Genomic DNA, 16696 nt, shown 5'->3' on the forward strand with positions numbered 1-16696 from the left:
CATTCGTGTCACAGAGTGATTCAGGTAAAAAAACCGAAACACTCTAGTGTTCAATCCGTTTTTTCAGTGATGAGCCGGTAAAGATGCCAGCTGGCATGCCCCAACAAGGGCAGCACGACCAGCAAACCCAAAAACCACGGGATCATCGCCGCAAAGGTCAACACGGCGATAAAACCGCCCCATAGCAGCATCACCCCAAAATGATCTCGGACATAGGCAAAGCTGGCGATCATTGCAGATACGAAATCCAGTTCCCGGTCCAACAACATTGGGATGGAAAGCACTGTAATCATATACAAAACAGTGGCAAACACCGCCCCGACCGCAGTGCCCACGGCCAGCATCGTCAGACCATTGGCAGTCATGTAAACCTCAAGCGAGGTAGAGACGTTGGTCATGGTCGACAGCCCCATGAACAGAGCAAAGATCATGTGCCCCAGAAAGAACCAGAACAGAAACATCACGACGATAATCGCGCAGATCGAGGGTAACTGACGCCGCCCCTGCTGCACCACAACCCCAAAGATCGCGCCGAAGTCCAGCGGTTCTCCCTGTTCCAGCCGGTGAGACACTTCATACATGCCCACCGCAGCAAAGGGCCCCAGAAGCGGAAAGCCAATGGCGGCCAACACCAGCCAATAAGACGTTCCCGTCTGCAGCGTGACCCAGGCGATGGCCCATCCGGCCAACACGTAAAAGGCCGCGAAGATCAGCCCGAACACCGGTGCCCTGCGGAAATCGACCCAGGCCCTGCGCAGGGCTTCGCGCAACATCTCAGTTGTCACTGTCCCCATTTGCGGAACACCAAAGGGTTTGTCCATGTTAACTTTCCTCCCTTACCAGCCCTGCATTCAGGCCGCGCGTTGTTGTGGCCACCCGGTTGCGGCATGATACGCGGCCCCGATGGACAGGATCTGCGCGTCGCTCCCCCGAGCGCCAAACACCTGCATGCCCATTGGCAGCCCCTCTTGCCCAAAGCCGACGGGAACCGACAGGCATGGCACGCCGATCAGGCTGACCGGCACCATGACCTCCATCCAGCGGTGATATGTATCCATCTGCGTCCCGGCGATCTGTGTCGGGTACGGTGTTTCAATCGGGAACGGCCAAACCTGTGCCGAGGGCAGGACCAACGCGTCAAACTCATGAAACAGGGTAGCCGCACGGCGGAACCAGTCTGAACGTGCAACGCTCGACTCATGCACCCGCATCGCGGACAGCGCCAAACCCTGATCCAACTCCCATTGCGCAGTGTCTTTCAACGCAGCCCTCTGATCGCGCAAAGGCGCAAGCCCTGCGGCCACGCTCCAGGATCGCAATGTGACCCAACTGTCCCAGATTTTCTCAGACGGAAACGGTGGCGCAACCGGAACGACCTCGGCCCCCAACTCGGTGAAAACCGCCAAAGCGTCGTTGCACAGGTCGCGAATCCCATCTTCGAACCTGTAGGCGCCCCCCCAATCGTCTAGCCAACCGATCCGAACGCCCCGCATGTCAGCAGCCTGTATCGGGGAAACCGGCGGGCTGGCCTGCGCCAGGGGATGCCGCGGGTCAGGCCCCGAAATCACATCCAGCAAGACACCCAAATCCTCGGGGCTGCGCGCCATCGGACCCAGCGTGGACAGCTGATGCAGATACCCATCACCAACCGGCTCAGATGGCACCCGTCCCCAGCTGGGCCGAAACCCGTAGACGTTGTTCCAGGCCGCAGGGTTGCGCAGGCTGCCCATCATGTCAGACCCATCGGCCAGAGCCACCATCCCAGTAGCCAACGCAACCGCTGCCCCGCCCGAGGACCCACCACAGGTCCGGGCCGGATCATAAGGGTTGCGCGTCGCTCCATAGACCGGGTTGAACGTGTGCGACCCCAGACCGAATTCCGGCGTATTGGTCTTGCCGATCAGGATCGCCCCAGCCGCCCGCATCCGCGCGGCAATCAGATCGTCCTGCTCTGGTACAAAATCCCGAAAAATCGGCGAGCCTTGCGACGACACAACCCCGGCCACGTTGACCAGATCCTTGACCGCAATTGGCAAACCATGCAGCGCACCCCGGTGCGGCCCGTCATCCAGCGCATGGGCCTCTGCCAGCAAATCCTCGGGATCGCGCAAGGCAACAATGGCATTGGCCGACCCGTTGACCGCCGAAATCCGATCCAACGTGGCCTGCATCACCTCAACCGCCGACACGCGCCCGGCGGCAATCGCATCCAGCAACTCAATTGCAGTTGTTCGGCCCAGCTCCATCCCATCCCCTTTTCAGAGACAGCCTAGCCGGGGCCTCACGCCATTTAAACCCACTGTTTAGATGTATCTTTTCGGCCGTCAGAATCGCGGGATCCGCTTCATCTGGCCATAAATATCCCGGGGGAGTCGCGGCTTGCCGCGGCGGGGGCAGAGCCCCCTGCCCGACCTTAGTCGCCCTGCGCCTCGGACCGGCTTTTGCCCGCCACATTCAACGCAAGCGTTGCCGCCATGAAACCATCCAGATCGCCGTCCAACACACCCTTGGTGTCCGAGGTCTCATGATTGGTCCGCAAATCCTTGACCATCTGATAAGGCTGCAAGACGTAAGATCGGATCTGGTTGCCCCAGCCCGCATCGCCCTTGGCCTCATGCGCGGCGTTGATGTCGGCGTTCCGGCGATCCAGCTCTTGCTGGTACAGCCGCGATTTCAGCGCTTTCATCGCAATATCGCGGTTCTGGTGCTGCGATTTCTCAGAGCTTGTCACGACGATACCCGTCGGGATGTGCGTAATCCGCACAGCCGAGTCCGTGGTGTTCACGTGCTGACCGCCCGCACCGGACGACCGGTAGGTGTCGATCCGAATGTCCGAGGGGTTCACCTCGATCTCGATATTGTCGTCGACCACCGGATAGACCCATACCGAGCTGAACGAGGTATGCCGCTTGGCCGCCGAGTCATAGGGCGAGATTCGCACCAGACGATGCACACCGCTTTCGGATTTCAGCCAGCCATAGGCGTTGTGGCCGGAAATCTTGTAGGCTGCGGATTTGATCCCGGCCTCTTCACCTGCTGTCTCGGATTGCAGCTCGACCGTATAGCCTTTTTTCTCGGCCCACCGCACATACATGCGCGCCAGCATCGAGGCCCAGTCGCAGCTTTCGGTTCCACCCGCGCCCGAGTTAATCTCGAGGAACGTGTCATTGCCATCCGCCTCGCCATCCAACAGCGCCTCAAGTTCTTTCTTGGCGGCCTTTGCCTGCAGCGACTTGATCGCCGCTTCGGCGTCAGTGACGACCTCTTCGTCCTCTTCCATCTCGCCCAGTTCGATCAGCTCAATATTGTCGCTGAGATCGGTCTTGATGGACTCGTAGGTCTCAATTGCATCAACCAGTAACTGACGCTCGCGCATCAGTTTCTGCGCGTTTTCGGGGTTGTCCCACAGGTTGGGATCCTCAACCCGCGCATTGAATTCCTCAAGCCGGTGCGGGGCCGTTTCATAGTCCATGCGCTGCGCCAGCAGCTCCAGCGACTTTTCGATTTCCGCCACGGTATTCTGGGTTTCGGCGCGCATGGTCTTGTCCCAACATTCTCAATCAGGTGTGCGTGATAGCAAGAGGTTCAGGCCACCACAAGACAGCGGTGGCCGCAAAACATGTCAGGTGTCAGTAAAGACCGCCGGTTGACAGATCGCCCTGGCTGGCATTGGGTCCAACGGTCACAGTATTGCCCGTCGATGTGGTGACCTGGCGGCCAGTGTTGACCTCTTCGAACAGCGGCAGGTCGGACCCGACGGCAAAGCCACCATCATAGACACGGTCGATAAAGCCATCGACGCCATCGCGGAAATACTCGGCCACGACATAGTCACCGCTTGCATCCGCAGGCAGGCGCGCACCGCTGAACCGGTCAATCTTGATGAAATGGCCCCCCTCGGGCACTTCAAAGGGACCGCCGCCGTATTTCTCAACGGCTTTTTCCATAAAGCTTTGGAAGACCGGGCCGCACATAGTGCCGCCATAGGCCCCCCGCCCCATCGGACGCGGGCGGTCATAGCCGATATAGCAGCCTGCCACGATGTTCGAGGTAAAGCCGATGAACCACGCATCCTTGGATTCGTTGGTCGTGCCGGTCTTACCCGCCGTCGGAACCGGCAGCTTCACATGGGCAGACGCCGTGCCGCGATCAACAACGCCTTTCATCATCGAGGTCAGCTGATAGGCCGTGATCGCGTCCATCACCTGCCAGCGGTCGGTCACGATGGTTGGCGATTCATCCGGTTCCAGCCAGGCCGAGTTACAGTCGACGCATTGCCGATCATCATGGCGATAGATCGTCTTGCCAAAGCGGTCCTGAATACGGTCGACCAGCGTGGGCTCAACCCGCTCGCCACCATTGGCGAACATCGCATAGGCAGCGACCATCTTATAGAGCGTCGTCTCCTCGGACCCCAATGAGTTGGCCAGAAACGCGCCCATTCGGTCATAGACGCCGAACCGTTCGGCATAGCCTGCGACCACCGGCATCGTGACCTCTTGCGCCAGGCGGATGGTCATCAGGTTCCGCGACTGTTCGATCCCCGTGCGCAGCGGTGTCGGGCCGTAGAACTTGTTCGATGAGTTCTTGGGCCGCCACAGGCCCTGCGGCGTGTTCACCTCAATCGGGGCGTCCACAACGATGGTGGCGGGGCTATAGCCACTGTCCAGCGCGGCGGCATAGACAAAGGGTTTAAAGCTGGAGCCCGGCTGGCGTTGTGCCTGCGTGGCGCGGTTGAACACCGAATCCTGATACGAGAACCCACCCTGCATCGCCAGAACACGGCCCGAGTTCACGTCCATCGCAACAAAGCCACCCTGCACTTCGGGCACCTGACGGGCGGACCATTGGCCCTCTTCGCCGGCCATCACCAGAATGACGTCGCCGCGTTTGAAATTGTCCTGGAAATTGCCCTGCATCCACTGGATGTCCGAGCGTGGGACGATGCCATCGGCCGGGCCGCCCTCAACCCCTACGGTCAGGGATTGGTCGGCCACGTTCAGCACCACCGCCGGATACCATTGCGTCGGCAGCACCACGTCACGGGGGATTTCCATGATCGACAGCGCCTCGCGCCATTGCGCCTCATCCGCCAGATTGTCCTCGGCGATCACCTCGCCCGTGCCGCGCCATTTCCCGCGGGAACGATCGTATTTCTGCAAGGCGGTCCGAAGGGCCTTGGCGGCCTCAACCTGCATCTCTTCATCGACCGAGGCGCGGACGGTGAAGCCGCCGGTAAAGAACTCACCCTCACCAAAATCCTCGCTCAGCTGGCGGCGAATTTCATCGGTGAAATAGTCGCGCGGCGGCAGCGCGGTGCGGAAGCTTTCGAAATCCCCGTTCTGGACCGAGCGCAGCGGCTGCGCGACCTCAGCGTCAAAAGTGGCCTGATCGATATAGCCGTTCTGGCGCATCTCGCGCAGCACATAGTCCCGGCGCGCCAGCAGGCGTTCCTTTTGCCGGACCGGATGGTAATCCGACGGCGCCTTCGGCATGGCGGCCAGCGTCGCGGCTTCGTGCGGGGTCAGTTCCTGCAGCGTTTTATTGAAATAGGTCTGGGCCGCTGCGGTCACACCGTAGGAGTTCTGGCCCAAAAAGATCTCGTTCATATAGAGTTCGAGGATCTGTTCCTTGTCCAGCGTATCCTCAAGCCGGGTGGCGAGGATGATTTCCTTGATCTTGCGTTCGGCGCGGCGGTCACCGGACAGCAGGAAATTCTTCATCACCTGCTGGGTGATCGTGGAGGCACCGCGCACATTTTCACCTTTGGATTTCACCGCCTCAACACCGGCCGCAATGATGCCGCGCGGGTCATAGCCCTGATGGGTGTAGAAATTCTTGTCTTCCGCCGAGATGAAGGCCTGTTTCACCAGATCGGGAATTTCCTCGGATGGCGTGAACAAGCGGCGTTCCTGCGCGAATTCGTCGATCAGCTGACCCTCGCCGGAATAAATCCGGCTGATCGTCGGCGGCTTGTACTGCGCCAGCGATTCATGGCTGGGCAGGTCGCGCCCATACATCCAGAAGATCGCGCCAATCACCAGCGCGGCCATGAAGATACCCAGGGTGACGAGGCTGAAGATCGCCCCGAAAAACGAAAGAATGAAACGGATCACGTTACTGCCTTTTACTCGCGGTGCCGTCTATATAGGGATGCCCCGGTGCCGGGTCAAAACACGTTCGACTACATTAGCCGATTTGCGCCGCAGGGTCACTGACCAATCAGCGACCTTTTGACCAGATCGTCCTGCCGCCATTGATCCAGCCCGTTGACGATGCCAACCGCCATGCCCCTGCGCCATTCCGGGTCTTTGATGTTTTTCAGGTCTCTGGGGCTGGACAGAAATCCAAGCTCGATCAGAACCGAGGGAATATCAGCGGCCTTGAGCACCGAAAACGAGGCAGAGCGCAGCGGGCGGCTGTTCATCGGCCCGCTTGTCTGCGCCATTCCACCGGCCAGAGAGCGCGCCAAAGCATCGGTGCGCGGTTTGGTTTCCTGCCGGGCGATATCCAGCAGGACATCGGTGACCTCATCATCAGCGCCACTTAGATCAACCCCCGAGATCAGGTCGCCCCGGTCGTGACGCTCGGCCAGTTTTTGGCTGGCAACGTCTGAGGCCTCTTCGGACAGCGTATAAACCGCAGCCCCATGCGCGCGTCCCTCAAGCAGGATGTCTGCGTGCAATGAGATGAACACATCCGCCTGCGCCTGATGCGCCAGTGCAATGCGACGTTCCAGACTGACGAAATAGTCGTCATTGCGCGTGAGGACAACGTAGTAACCCTCTGACCGCAATAGCGTTTCACGCAACTCTCGCGCGAATGTCAGCATCAATGTTTTTTCATTCGTCCCGCCCGCTTCGGCGCCGGGATCAATGCCACCGTGGCCGGGGTCCAGCATCACGACCAAGGGGCGTGCGCCGTCATTTCCGGGCACAACCGGCGGCACTGCGGGTTCCGGTAAGTCCCACCCCGCTTGACGGGGGATGCCGGAGCTGGCGGCAAAACTGTCGAAATCTGTTCCCATCAGCGCCAGTGACAAACGCGCCTGACCACTTACCTGATCCACCCGTAAGTCTGAGGTTTCAACCGACAGGGGCGCGCCAAGGTCCAGCACCATGCGGGACCAGCCGGGAACATAGGTTCCGAATTGCACGCCGCTGATCCGGTCGGTCTGCAACAGGGCGTCCGCGTCCAGACCCGTCCAGTCGACCTCCTGAAAGTCCAGAACCATGCGATACGGGTCCTGCAGCGTGAAAACGCGGTACGGCACACCCTGGCTGAGGCCCAGTTCGACCCGCACACCGGATCGCCCATCATCGGTGATCCGGCTGTCCTGAGGCAGAACCCGGGCAAGCGCGTTGAAATCCTGCGCGAACGCAGCACAACTCAGCGCCCAGATCAGCGCGACGGCGTAGAAAATCCTGCTCATGGCCTCAAGTTTTCCCGAGATCGTTTGCCGTCATCCTATCTGACGAATGCGGTTTTGTGAACGCCCTAGACCGACACTGTGATCGCTCCGCGTTCAGCCATAAAGCGACGCAGGCGCAGTAGTCCTTCTTTGATATCGGCCGAGGACCGCGCGTAGGAGAACCGCAGCGTGTGGTGCCCCCGCGCCGGGTCGAAATCCAGACCGGGCGTGACCGCCACACCGGCCTTGTCCAGAATCTCAGCCGCAAAGGCGCGGCTGTCATCTGTCAGGTCCGAGACATCGGCATAAACATAAAACGCCCCATCCGGCGGCGCGATTTTGGTGAACCCTGCCTTGGGCAACCCATCCAGCATCAGCGCGCGGTTGCGGCGATAAACGTCTAGGTTGGCTTGCAATTCATCCTCGCAATCCATCGCGGCCAGCGCCGCCACCTGGCTGGCATGGGGCGCGCAAATGAACATGTTCTGGGCGATGCGCTCGACCACGCGCACCTGATCCTCGGGCACGACCATCCAGCCCACGCGCCAGCCGGTCATCGAGAAATACTTGGAAAACGAGTTGATCACATAGCACTCATCCGTCAACTCCAGCGCGGTGACGGCTTTGGCCTCATATTCGAGCCCATGGTAAATCTCATCACTGATGAAGGACGCGCCCTGCCCGTGTGCGGCATCAATCAGAGCCCCCATTGCAGCGTGATCCAGCATCGTGCCTGTCGGGTTGGCGGGCGAAGCCACCATCAGGCCCTGCAGGTCCATCCCGGCGACATCCGCAGGCACAGGTTGCAGCCGGTTTTCCGTTGCGGTGGGCAGATCGACCGGCACCAATCCCAGCGCCTTGAGAATTTGACGATACGAGGGATAACCCGGCGCGCCGATCCCGACCCGGTCGCCGCTGTCAAACAGCGCCGTAAAAGCCAGCAAGAACCCGCCCGATGACCCGGGGGTGATCACCACCCGGTCAGGGTTCAGGTCGACATTGTACCACTCACCATACAGCTGCGCGATCCGTTGCCGCAGTGCGGGCAGGCCCAGGGCGACCGTATAGCCCAGCGGGCCTTGCTCCATCGCCTTGGCCAGCGCTGCCGTCGCACCCTTTGGGGCCCCTGTTCCGGGCTGGCCGACCTCCATATGGATGATGTGACGCCCGGCCTCTTCGGCGCGGCGCGCAGCCTCCATCACGTCCATCACAATGAAAGGATCGACCCCGGACCGGGTTGAGTTTCTCATGCCCATCTCCCATGTTGCAGCCATGGCTTTTGAACGCGTATCCAGGCTGGCGTCAATCCCGGCTTTGTTGCTGGTTGCAGTGACATGGCTGTCTGCCGCTGCGCCGCTGAAAGCGCAAAGCCTGATCCGTGATCCCGATATTGAATACGGCTTGCGCGAATTGGCCTTTCCTGTCCTGCGTGCCGCCGGGCTGAACACCAACCGCGTTAAGATATTGGTAGTCAACGACAGCACCTTTAATGCCTTCGTCATCGACTATGGCGCGATCTATCTGAACTATGGCCTGATCCTGACAGTCGAAAGCCCCGAAATGCTGCAGGCCGTGATCGCCCATGAGGCCGCCCATATCGCCAATGGCCACCTGTCGCGCCGGGTGGAAAACCTGCGGCAGGCGCAGCGCAATGCCGGTCTTGGCACAGCGCTTGCCCTGATTGCCGCGGCTGCGGGCGGCGGTGAGGCCGCTGCCGGTATCGCCGCAGGCACCCAAAGTGCCGCGATGCGCGATTTTCTGGGGCACACCCGCGCCGAAGAGGCCTCGGCGGATCGCAGCGCAGCCAGCTACCTGCGTGCGGCGGGCATTTCACCCAGCGGCATGGTGGCCCTGCATCAGAAATTCGCAGGTCAGGAATTGCTGAGCGTGGTCAACCAAGACCCCTACATGCGCTCGCACCCCACCAGCCGCGAGCGTCTGAGGGCAGCCCAGTCGTTCATGGTACAATTCGAGGATCTGGCCCAGCCGAACCCCAATGCCGATTACTGGTTTGCCCGGATCAAGGGGAAATTGTCCGCGTTCCTGCGCGCGCCGGGCTGGACCCTGCGCCGTGCGAAAGAAGAAGACGCCCGAGATATTCGCCTGATGCGAGAGGCCGCGGCACATCATCAAAACCGCAACCTCGCCCAGGCTCGTGCGGCCATTGATGCAGCCATCGCGGTTCGCCCAGAGGACCCGTTCTACTACGAGCTCAAGGGCCAGATCCTGCTTGAAAACCGGCAGTTCAAAGAGGCAGTCACCGCCTATTCCGACGCGGTCGATATGGCCCCGAACGATGCCCTGATCCTTGCCGGGTATGGTCGCGCCCTGCTGACACAAGGTCACACAAAGAACGCCCTGCAAGTACTTGAAAAAGCACGCGCCCGGGACCATCGAAATCTCCGTCTGATGCAGGACCTTGGGGTCGCATATGCGCAGGTCGGCAATACCGGCATGGCCTCGGCCGTGACCGCAGAAAGATATGCACTGCAAGGCAAGATGGCCGATGCAGGCATCCACGCGAAACGCGCGATCCGGCAATTGCCCGAAGGGTCTCCGGGTTGGCAACGGGCTCAGGATGTGTTGATTGCCTCAGAGCGCGCCGAAAAATCGAAAAGGAAACGGAAATGATCCTCAGACATGCAGCCCCCGCCCTTCTGGGGCTTTCCCTGATAAGTGGCCCGGTACAGGCGCTGGACCTGAACGCGATGAGCGATGCGGAAAAGGCCGAGTTTGGCGCACAGGTGCGCGAGTATCTGCTGGAAAATCCAGAAGTCATCATCGAAGCGATCAATGTGCTGGAACAGCGCAACGCCGTGGCCGAGGCCGCAGCCGACAAAGAACTGGTCAAAGCCAACGCGGATGAGCTGTTCGAGGACGGTTATAGCTGGGTGGGTGGCAACCCCGACGGCGACATCACTCTGGTCGAGTTCATGGATTACCGTTGCGGCTATTGCCGCCGTGCCGTGCCCGAAGTGGCCACCCTGCTGGAGGCCGACGGCAACATCCGGCTGGTGATCAAGGAACTGCCCATTTTGGGCGATGCATCGGTCGTCTCATCACGCTTTGCCATTGCGACCAAACATGTGGCGGGCGACGACGCCTATAAACAGGTGCATGACGCCCTGCTTGCCTTTAGCGGCGAACCCAACGAAGTCACGTTGCGCCGTATTACAGATGGTCTGGGGCTGGACAGTGACGCCATCGTTGCCGCGATGGACAGCGATGAGGTCACCGAGGAAATCTCGCAAACCCGAGCGCTGGCGCAGCGGATGAACATCTCGGGCACGCCGTCTTTTGTGCTGGGTACTGAAATGCTGCGTGGCTTTCTGCCTGCCGATCAGATGCTGCAGATCGCAAATGGCGTGCGTGAAGAGCAGAGTTAACGTCTCGGGGCGGCCATGCGCCGCCCCAAACGCTTTTGTTTAGGTTTTGTTGGTGGCCACAACGACGGCCGAGCCGCCTGTAATCAGACTGACACCCGCAGCAGCGCCAACGCCGGTCGCGCAGGCCGCAACGCCACTCAGGATCATAGTGCCGGCTGCCTCACAGCCCAAAGCACCTGAAAACGCTTCAGCCTTGGACGAATTGCTTTTGCCACTTGCAACGAATTCAAGCTGCATTTTTGATAGCTCACCAACCTGCTGCATCGTGTGCTGTTCATTGACCCATTCGAATGCCTCTTCCGAGGTGAAGGTCAGGCCCATTCCTTCACCAATGGCGACTGCATCGGGAAGGTGCCCATAGTGCGTGGGTCAGATGCGAAAATCGGAGCTTTTCCAGAACGCCCAGGCTTGGTGACTGCAACGTCCAGACACTTTCTGTTGAATGCGACCCTTGTCTCAGGCATTGATGGAACAAAAGCCTTTGATCCAACGGCCGAGACACGAATGAGCAACAACCAAAAATCTGGATTGTCCCGCGCGGCCGCCAAAGTGCGTCATGCCGGTCGGGTGATCCGAGGCAAGAAAACCTCGCGCAAAACCAAATCAGTGGACATCTCGCCCGCATTTGAAACGTTGTCAAAAACGCGCCTTCCTGCGGCGGATCAAGGCATTGTCGTTGATATCGGCATGAATGACGGCACGGACACGATCTACTATCGCAAACGAGGGTTTCAGGTCATTTCGGTTGAGGCGATTCCTGACCTTTGCGCAAAAGTCTCTGCAAAACTGACTGATCTTGGCATTTACGGCATCGACATCAAGAACTTTGCCGTCACTGACGGAAAGACAAGCGAAGTTACATTCCATGTGAACAAGTTCAACACCGAGTGGAGTTCAGTCGACGAGCAATTCGGAAGCCGCGCGGAAGGGTCTGAACAGATCGTTGTTCCTGCGATTGATGTGTCCAGCATCCTGCGGGATGTCGCGCGCAGAATCCGCTATATCAAGATCGACATTGAAGGGTTCGACAGTGTTGCCGTGTCACAAATCATGTCGTTGGAGCATTTGCCGCCATATCTTTCGGTCGAAAATGGCAGTTCCCACCTGCTTGAGACGCTGCATCAGAACGGCTATGACCGCTTCAAATTCTCGAACCAGAAATATGTGGAATATCAGACCATTCCGCCGCGATCCCGGCATGGAAAAGTTATTGATCACCAATTCCCTTACGGTGCCTCCGGCCTCTTTGGAGAAGATCTGCCAGGCGATTGGTTGTCCTATGACGACGCAATGAAAGTGCAAAAAGGGCTGAACCTTGCAACGCAGAGCGCCCCGGAAAACCTTTTCGCCGCTGTCATTGGCTGGTTTGATCTGCACGCAAAGCATTCATCCATAAAGTAAACTCGATCAGCTGCCCCTGTCGGCAGGCGCACAGCAATTCGTTTTGATTTCGGCTGCCTTACAGTTCTCAGTAGCGAAAGCGCATGCCGATGACACAATCAACGATTGCTTCGTTTAAACTCAGCTGACTTGAAAGAGCGTACCAAATTCCGGTTTACTCGACGGCTTCGTCGGCATCCTGGGCCTGAAACTCAGCCACCAATTGGGTGATAACCGTGTTCTGCTCGGCCTCAAGATCGGCCACAGCATATGTCTCGGCAACAGCGTCCTTAGACAGAACGACGCCCTTTGCCACAGTCCCCGGCGCACCTGCCGGTCCGAAATGTTCGCCATTCATCGAGAAGAACACAGAGCCTGAGGCACCTGCGCGTAGCAAGGGGGGTTCTTCGGTCAGCGGGACTTCGAACACGCTGCCTTGTTCAACTGTACCCAGCGTGCCTTCGAAAATCACGCTGCCATCGGCTGCTGTGACCCGCATCCAGGCCGGATTAATGGCCACGATCTTGAGGGTCGTATCGATCTTTTCAACCACCTGCGGCAAGGCCGGGCGTTCAACTGTATGCACCTCGGCCACTTCGACCTGCGGCAAAGCCTGCGGTTGGAAGGTGCCCACCGTGCGCGGATCAAGTGTGGAAATCGGCGCGTCCCGCGCCACAAGCACCGGTACATCCAGCGCCTGAGGGCGATAGAGCCGATCCAGCGCTTCGGCACTTGGGGCTTCAACCGCAGCGACCTCAGTCTCAGCACGGTTGCGCGCGGCGTCCAGCGGATCAAGATCGGACACCACCACGGGTGCCTGTTCAACCGGGCTGACCTGAACCTGCTGAATTTTGTTCAGAACTGACCAGCCGCCATATCCGATGCCGCAAATCACAGCGACCAACACGAGAGAGGAACCAATCGCCCTCGGCTCGATCTGGCTGACAAAGGATTCCTTGCCCGGGATGTAGGGGGTGTTCGGCGAGATAAACGGATCAGACCCCATCGGCCCACGCGCGGCCACCCGCCCCGTTGGCTTGCGCACAACGGACGCCTCGGCCGACATGCCATGCGCGACCTCAAAGCCGCTTTCCTTGCAGAAATCCGCGAAAGTGTCATCGGGATTCATACCCAGATACCGCGCATAAGACCGCACATACCCGGCGATAAAGCCGGGTGTGTCAAACGCATCGGGGTCGGCGTCTTCGATGGCAGCTATGTAGTTGGCTTTGATCCGCAGCTCGCGCTGAACATCCAAAAGAGACTTGCCCATCGTTGCGCGTTCGCCGCGCATCCGGTCGCCAAGCCGTACCTCATAGTCATCAAACCCTTTGGGTCTGATGTCGGTATCCTCTTCGGAATCGCGCTGAGATCTGCGCCCAATCATCCCTGCTGCCCCATTCTGCCTGCGCGTGTTTCGCGCCAACGCCGAATCGCCCCATTGACGATTCGCCCGTTGTTTTTATTAGAGCAAGTGTAACACGTGCTAAACACAATGCACACTTTGAGAAGAGATTATCCCGCAAGTTCGGCGCGATTTAGCGCACAATGTGACCAAAGTTCGTCCATCGCCTGCACCAGACGATTCATTTCATCCGGGCCATGCACGGGCGACGGGGTGAACCGCAGGCGCTCGGTGCCGCGCGGAACGGTCGGGAAATTGATCGGTTGCACGTAAATCCCAAAGTCATCCAGCAGGCGGTCGCTGAGGATTTTGGTATGCACCGGGTTGCCCACGATCACCGGCACAATGTGACTGCCATGATCGATCAGAGGCAGGCCCAGCCCTTTCAGCCGCAGCTTGAGGATCTTGGCCTGGGTCTGATGCTGTTCGCGCAGCTCGGGTGCTGTTTTCAGATGCGCAACCGATGCGGCGGCCCCGGCGGCAACCGCAGGCGGCAGCGACGTGGTAAAGATGAAGCCCGGCGCGTAAGAGCGCACAGCGTCACACATTTTCTCACTGGCTGCGATATAGCCGCCCATCACGCCATAGGCCTTGGCCAGCGTGCCGTTGATGATGTCAATGCGATGCGCCAGACGGTCACGCTCGGTCACGCCACCGCCGCGCGGGCCATACATGCCAACCGCGTGAACCTCATCAATATAGGTCAGCGCGCCAAATTCGTCGGCCAGATCGCAGATCTCTTCGATCGGACCAAAGTCGCCATCCATCGAGTAAACCGATTCGAACGCGATCAGCTTGGGCGCTTTGGGATCGTCGGCCTCAAGCAGTTCGCGCAGATGGGCAACATCATTGTGGCGGAAAATACGCTTGGCGCCACCATTGCGGCGTACACCTTCGATCATCGAGGCATGGTTCAGCGCATCGGAATAAATGATCAGGCCCGGAAACAGCTTGGGCAGCGTGCTGAGAGTCGCGTCATTCGCAATATAGGCGCTGGTGAACAGCAAGGCGGATTCCTTGCCGTGCAAATCGGCCAGTTCAGCCTCAAGCCGCTTGTGGAATACAGTGGTGCCCGAGATGTTGCGGGTGCCACCGGAACCTGCACCAGCGGCGTCAACGGCGTCGTGCATAGCATCCAGAACAACCGGGTTTTGGCCCATGCCCAGATAGTCATTGCCACACCACACGGTGATATTCTGCTGCGTCCCGTCCGGGCGCGTCCGCACCGCATGCGGAAAGTGGCCATTCCGGCGTTCTATGTCGATGAAAGTCCGATACCGTCCTTCATCATGTAGCCTGGCAATCGCTTGATCGAGCTGAGCAGTATAGTCCACCAGTTTCTCCTTACCTACCCGACCAAGACTGGCATGACCGGGCGTCTTACTTGGTACATCTACAGACCGAATCCGAGTCGCACCGCCGCGTTTCCCTGTGGTCCTCAGGTATAGACCACATTGAAATCGCTCATTTGATTTGCATCAAATATCCCTTCAACTCTGCTGCGACAAGTAAACTTACGTCTATAAGACGCGGGGAAACGACGCAGGCCCCGGATTTCCTTTCTGTCCTCTCGTGCTTTTCCGGTCAAACCGCACTGGACGGCGCTGATGGCGCTGATAGGGTTCGGCCAAATTTCTACATCAGGAGACTCTTATGTCACTGGACGCTGTGCTGAACCGCATTGATGCCGATCTGCAAACATCGATTGACCGCCTGATGGAATTGCTGCGCATTCCATCGATCTCGACCGATCCGGCCTATAATGCGCAGGTCGATCAGGCCGCTGATTGGCTGGTCGCGGATTTGAAACAGATCGGTATCGCGTCAGAAAAACGCGAGACATCGGGCCACCCGATGGTTGTGGGCCATGTCGGAGAAGACAGCGATGCCCCCCATGTCTTGTTCTACGGCCATTACGACGTGCAACCCGTCGACCCGCTGAACCTGTGGAATCGCGATCCTTTTGATCCGGCCATCGAAGAGACCGAAAACGGCCCTGTCATTCGGGGGCGCGGTTCATCGGATGACAAAGGCCAGCTGATGACCTTTGTCGAAGCTTGTCGCGCGTGGAAAGCCGTGCACGGCACCCTGCCCTGCCGCATCACTTTCTTCTTCGAAGGCGAAGAGGAATCGGGCTCTCCCTCACTGGTGCCTTTCCTGCGGGAAAACGCCGCCGAGCTGAAGGCGGACCTGGCCCTGGTCTGCGACACCTCGATGGTATCGCGTGGCGTGCCCTCCATCGCCGCCCAACTGCGCGGCATGCTCAAGGATGAATTCACCATCATCGGCCCGCGCATCGACCTGCATTCGGGCCACTACGGCGGCCCCGCCCTGAACCCTCTGCGTGAACTCTCCAGGATCGTCGCCTCGTTCTACGATGACGAAACGGGCCGCGTCGCGGTCGACGGGTTCTATGAAGGCGTGCACGACGTGCCCGCTGAACAGCTGCGCCAATGGGAAGGATGCGGCTTCAACGAGCAGGAATACCTCAGCCACGCCGGATACACACAACCCCATGGCGAGAAAGCCTATTCCACTCTGGAACAGCAATGGGCGCGCCCCACGCTTGAGGTGAACGGCCTGTGGGGCGGCTACAACGGGGCTGGATCAAAAACCGTGATTCCGTCGCAGGCGCATTGCAAAATCACCTGCCGCCTTGTCGGCGACATTGACCCGGACGCGCTGCGCGCCAAACTCCGCAAACATGTGGAAGACCGCCTTTCGCCCGACATAAAGATCGAATGGGACAATGACCTCGAAGGCTCACCCGCCTCGGTGATGAACCTCGACCGCCCCGAATTCGAAGCCGCCCGTGGCGCATTGTCTGATGAATGGGAGCGTGAGGCCGTCTTCACCGGAATGGGCGGATCGATTCCGGTCGTGGGCTATTTCAAGACCGAGCTGGGATTGGATTCAATGCTTGTTGGCTTTGCCAACGAAGATGACGCCATCCACTCCCCAAATGAGAAATATGACGTCAAAAGCTTCCACAAGGGTATCCGGTCCTGGGCCCGCATTCTGGACGCGCTGACGCGCTGATTTTTTGCGAGGCTCTGCCTCGCGCTCCGGGACATTTTCGGACAGATGAAGTGAGGATCCCCTGCTTCATCTGTC

At 59.2% G+C, this 16696-nt stretch carries 13 protein-coding genes; 4 read left to right on the forward strand and 9 right to left on the reverse strand.

The window, feature by feature from the left end:
- Positions 1 to 50: 50 nt before the first annotated feature.
- From ACR0J5_RS07280 to ACR0J5_RS07305, 6 genes are all read right to left on the reverse strand, one after another.
- Complete coding sequence (locus tag ACR0J5_RS07280; protein ID WP_480651847.1) at positions 51 to 821, reverse strand: DUF2189 domain-containing protein; 771 nt, start codon at positions 819 to 821, stop codon at positions 51 to 53.
- A gap of 30 nt (positions 822 to 851) precedes the next feature.
- A complete protein-coding gene (locus ACR0J5_RS07285; RefSeq protein ID WP_480651849.1) occupies positions 852 to 2246 on the reverse strand; it encodes an amidase in 1395 nt (464 codons plus the stop codon).
- Between the two features lie 167 nt (positions 2247 to 2413).
- Positions 2414 to 3538 (reverse strand): peptide chain release factor 2, encoded by a 1125-nt coding sequence (gene prfB / locus ACR0J5_RS07290; protein WP_480651851.1) that lies wholly within the window; start codon positions 3536 to 3538, stop codon positions 2414 to 2416.
- Between the two features lie 91 nt (positions 3539 to 3629).
- Complete coding sequence (locus tag ACR0J5_RS07295) at positions 3630 to 6116, reverse strand: penicillin-binding protein 1A (protein WP_480651853.1); 2487 nt, start codon at positions 6114 to 6116, stop codon at positions 3630 to 3632.
- 95 nt (positions 6117 to 6211) lie between these two features.
- Positions 6212 to 7432: an N-acetylmuramoyl-L-alanine amidase gene (locus ACR0J5_RS07300; RefSeq protein WP_480651855.1), complete on the reverse strand. Its 1221-nt coding sequence runs from the start codon at positions 7430 to 7432 to the stop codon at positions 6212 to 6214.
- Positions 7433 to 7497: 65 nt separating this feature from the next.
- Positions 7498 to 8661: a pyridoxal phosphate-dependent aminotransferase gene (locus ACR0J5_RS07305; RefSeq protein ID WP_480651857.1), complete on the reverse strand. Its 1164-nt coding sequence runs from the start codon at positions 8659 to 8661 to the stop codon at positions 7498 to 7500.
- Between the two features lie 22 nt (positions 8662 to 8683).
- Here ACR0J5_RS07305 and ACR0J5_RS07310 point away from each other — a divergent pair, with 22 nt between their 5' ends.
- On the forward strand, positions 8684 to 10042 hold the full coding sequence (locus ACR0J5_RS07310) for a M48 family metalloprotease (protein ID WP_480651859.1): 1359 nt from the start codon (positions 8684 to 8686) through the stop codon (positions 10040 to 10042).
- Positions 10039 to 10797, forward strand: coding sequence for a DsbA family protein (locus ACR0J5_RS07315; protein WP_480651861.1), 759 nt, complete (start codon positions 10039 to 10041; stop codon positions 10795 to 10797). The genes ACR0J5_RS07310 and ACR0J5_RS07315 overlap by 4 nt, the downstream gene beginning before the upstream one ends.
- Before the next feature lie 39 nt (positions 10798 to 10836).
- On the opposite strand, the gene ACR0J5_RS07320 is transcribed toward ACR0J5_RS07315, so the two are convergent.
- Positions 10837 to 11118, reverse strand: coding sequence for a hypothetical protein (locus ACR0J5_RS07320; protein ID WP_480651863.1), 282 nt, complete (start codon positions 11116 to 11118; stop codon positions 10837 to 10839).
- Between the two features lie 183 nt (positions 11119 to 11301).
- On the opposite strand from ACR0J5_RS07320, the gene ACR0J5_RS07325 reads away from it, so the two are divergent.
- Positions 11302 to 12198 (forward strand): FkbM family methyltransferase, encoded by an 897-nt coding sequence (locus ACR0J5_RS07325; protein ID WP_480651865.1) that lies wholly within the window; start codon positions 11302 to 11304, stop codon positions 12196 to 12198.
- A 154-nt stretch (positions 12199 to 12352) separates the two neighbouring features.
- Here ACR0J5_RS07325 and ACR0J5_RS07330 read toward each other — a convergent pair whose 3' ends face one another.
- Both ACR0J5_RS07330 and hemA read right to left on the reverse strand, forming a co-directional pair.
- The gene (locus ACR0J5_RS07330; protein ID WP_480651867.1) at positions 12353 to 13564 is read right to left on the reverse strand and encodes a helix-turn-helix domain-containing protein; all 1212 of its coding nucleotides are present in this window, start codon (positions 13562 to 13564) and stop codon (positions 12353 to 12355) included.
- A 128-nt stretch (positions 13565 to 13692) separates the two neighbouring features.
- Complete coding sequence (gene hemA, locus ACR0J5_RS07335; protein ID WP_480651868.1) at positions 13693 to 14916, reverse strand: 5-aminolevulinate synthase; 1224 nt, start codon at positions 14914 to 14916, stop codon at positions 13693 to 13695.
- A 319-nt stretch (positions 14917 to 15235) separates the two neighbouring features.
- Here hemA and ACR0J5_RS07340 point away from each other — a divergent pair, with 319 nt between their 5' ends.
- Positions 15236 to 16621 (forward strand): M20/M25/M40 family metallo-hydrolase, encoded by a 1386-nt coding sequence (locus tag ACR0J5_RS07340; protein WP_480651870.1) that lies wholly within the window; start codon positions 15236 to 15238, stop codon positions 16619 to 16621.
- Positions 16622 to 16696 lie beyond the last annotated feature (75 nt).

It is taken from the genome of Ruegeria sp. BE1 (genome assembly GCF_056538885.1).

Excerpts from the sequence above, each read along its gene's own strand:
- ACR0J5_RS07280 (WP_480651847.1), bottom strand. The coding sequence starts at position 821 with ATGGACAAACCCTTTGGTGTTCCGCAAATGGGGACAGTGACAACTGAG.
- ACR0J5_RS07285 (WP_480651849.1), bottom strand. The coding sequence starts at position 2,246 with ATGGAGCTGGGCCGAACAACTGCAATTGAGTTGCTGGATGCGATTGCC.
- prfB (WP_480651851.1), bottom strand. The coding sequence starts at position 3,538 with ATGCGCGCCGAAACCCAGAATACCGTGGCGGAAATCGAAAAGTCGCTG.
- ACR0J5_RS07300 (WP_480651855.1), bottom strand. The coding sequence starts at position 7,432 with ATGAGCAGGATTTTCTACGCCGTCGCGCTGATCTGGGCGCTGAGTTGT.
- ACR0J5_RS07305 (WP_480651857.1), bottom strand. The coding sequence starts at position 8,661 with ATGAGAAACTCAACCCGGTCCGGGGTCGATCCTTTCATTGTGATGGAC.
- ACR0J5_RS07310 (WP_480651859.1), top strand. The coding sequence starts at position 8,684 with ATGGCTTTTGAACGCGTATCCAGGCTGGCGTCAATCCCGGCTTTGTTG.
- ACR0J5_RS07315 (WP_480651861.1), top strand. The coding sequence starts at position 10,039 with ATGATCCTCAGACATGCAGCCCCCGCCCTTCTGGGGCTTTCCCTGATA.
- ACR0J5_RS07320 (WP_480651863.1), bottom strand. The coding sequence starts at position 11,118 with ATGGGCCTGACCTTCACCTCGGAAGAGGCATTCGAATGGGTCAATGAA.
- ACR0J5_RS07325 (WP_480651865.1), top strand. The coding sequence starts at position 11,302 with ATGAGCAACAACCAAAAATCTGGATTGTCCCGCGCGGCCGCCAAAGTG.
- ACR0J5_RS07330 (WP_480651867.1), bottom strand. The coding sequence starts at position 13,564 with ATGATTGGGCGCAGATCTCAGCGCGATTCCGAAGAGGATACCGACATC.
- ACR0J5_RS07340 (WP_480651870.1), top strand. The coding sequence starts at position 15,236 with ATGTCACTGGACGCTGTGCTGAACCGCATTGATGCCGATCTGCAAACA.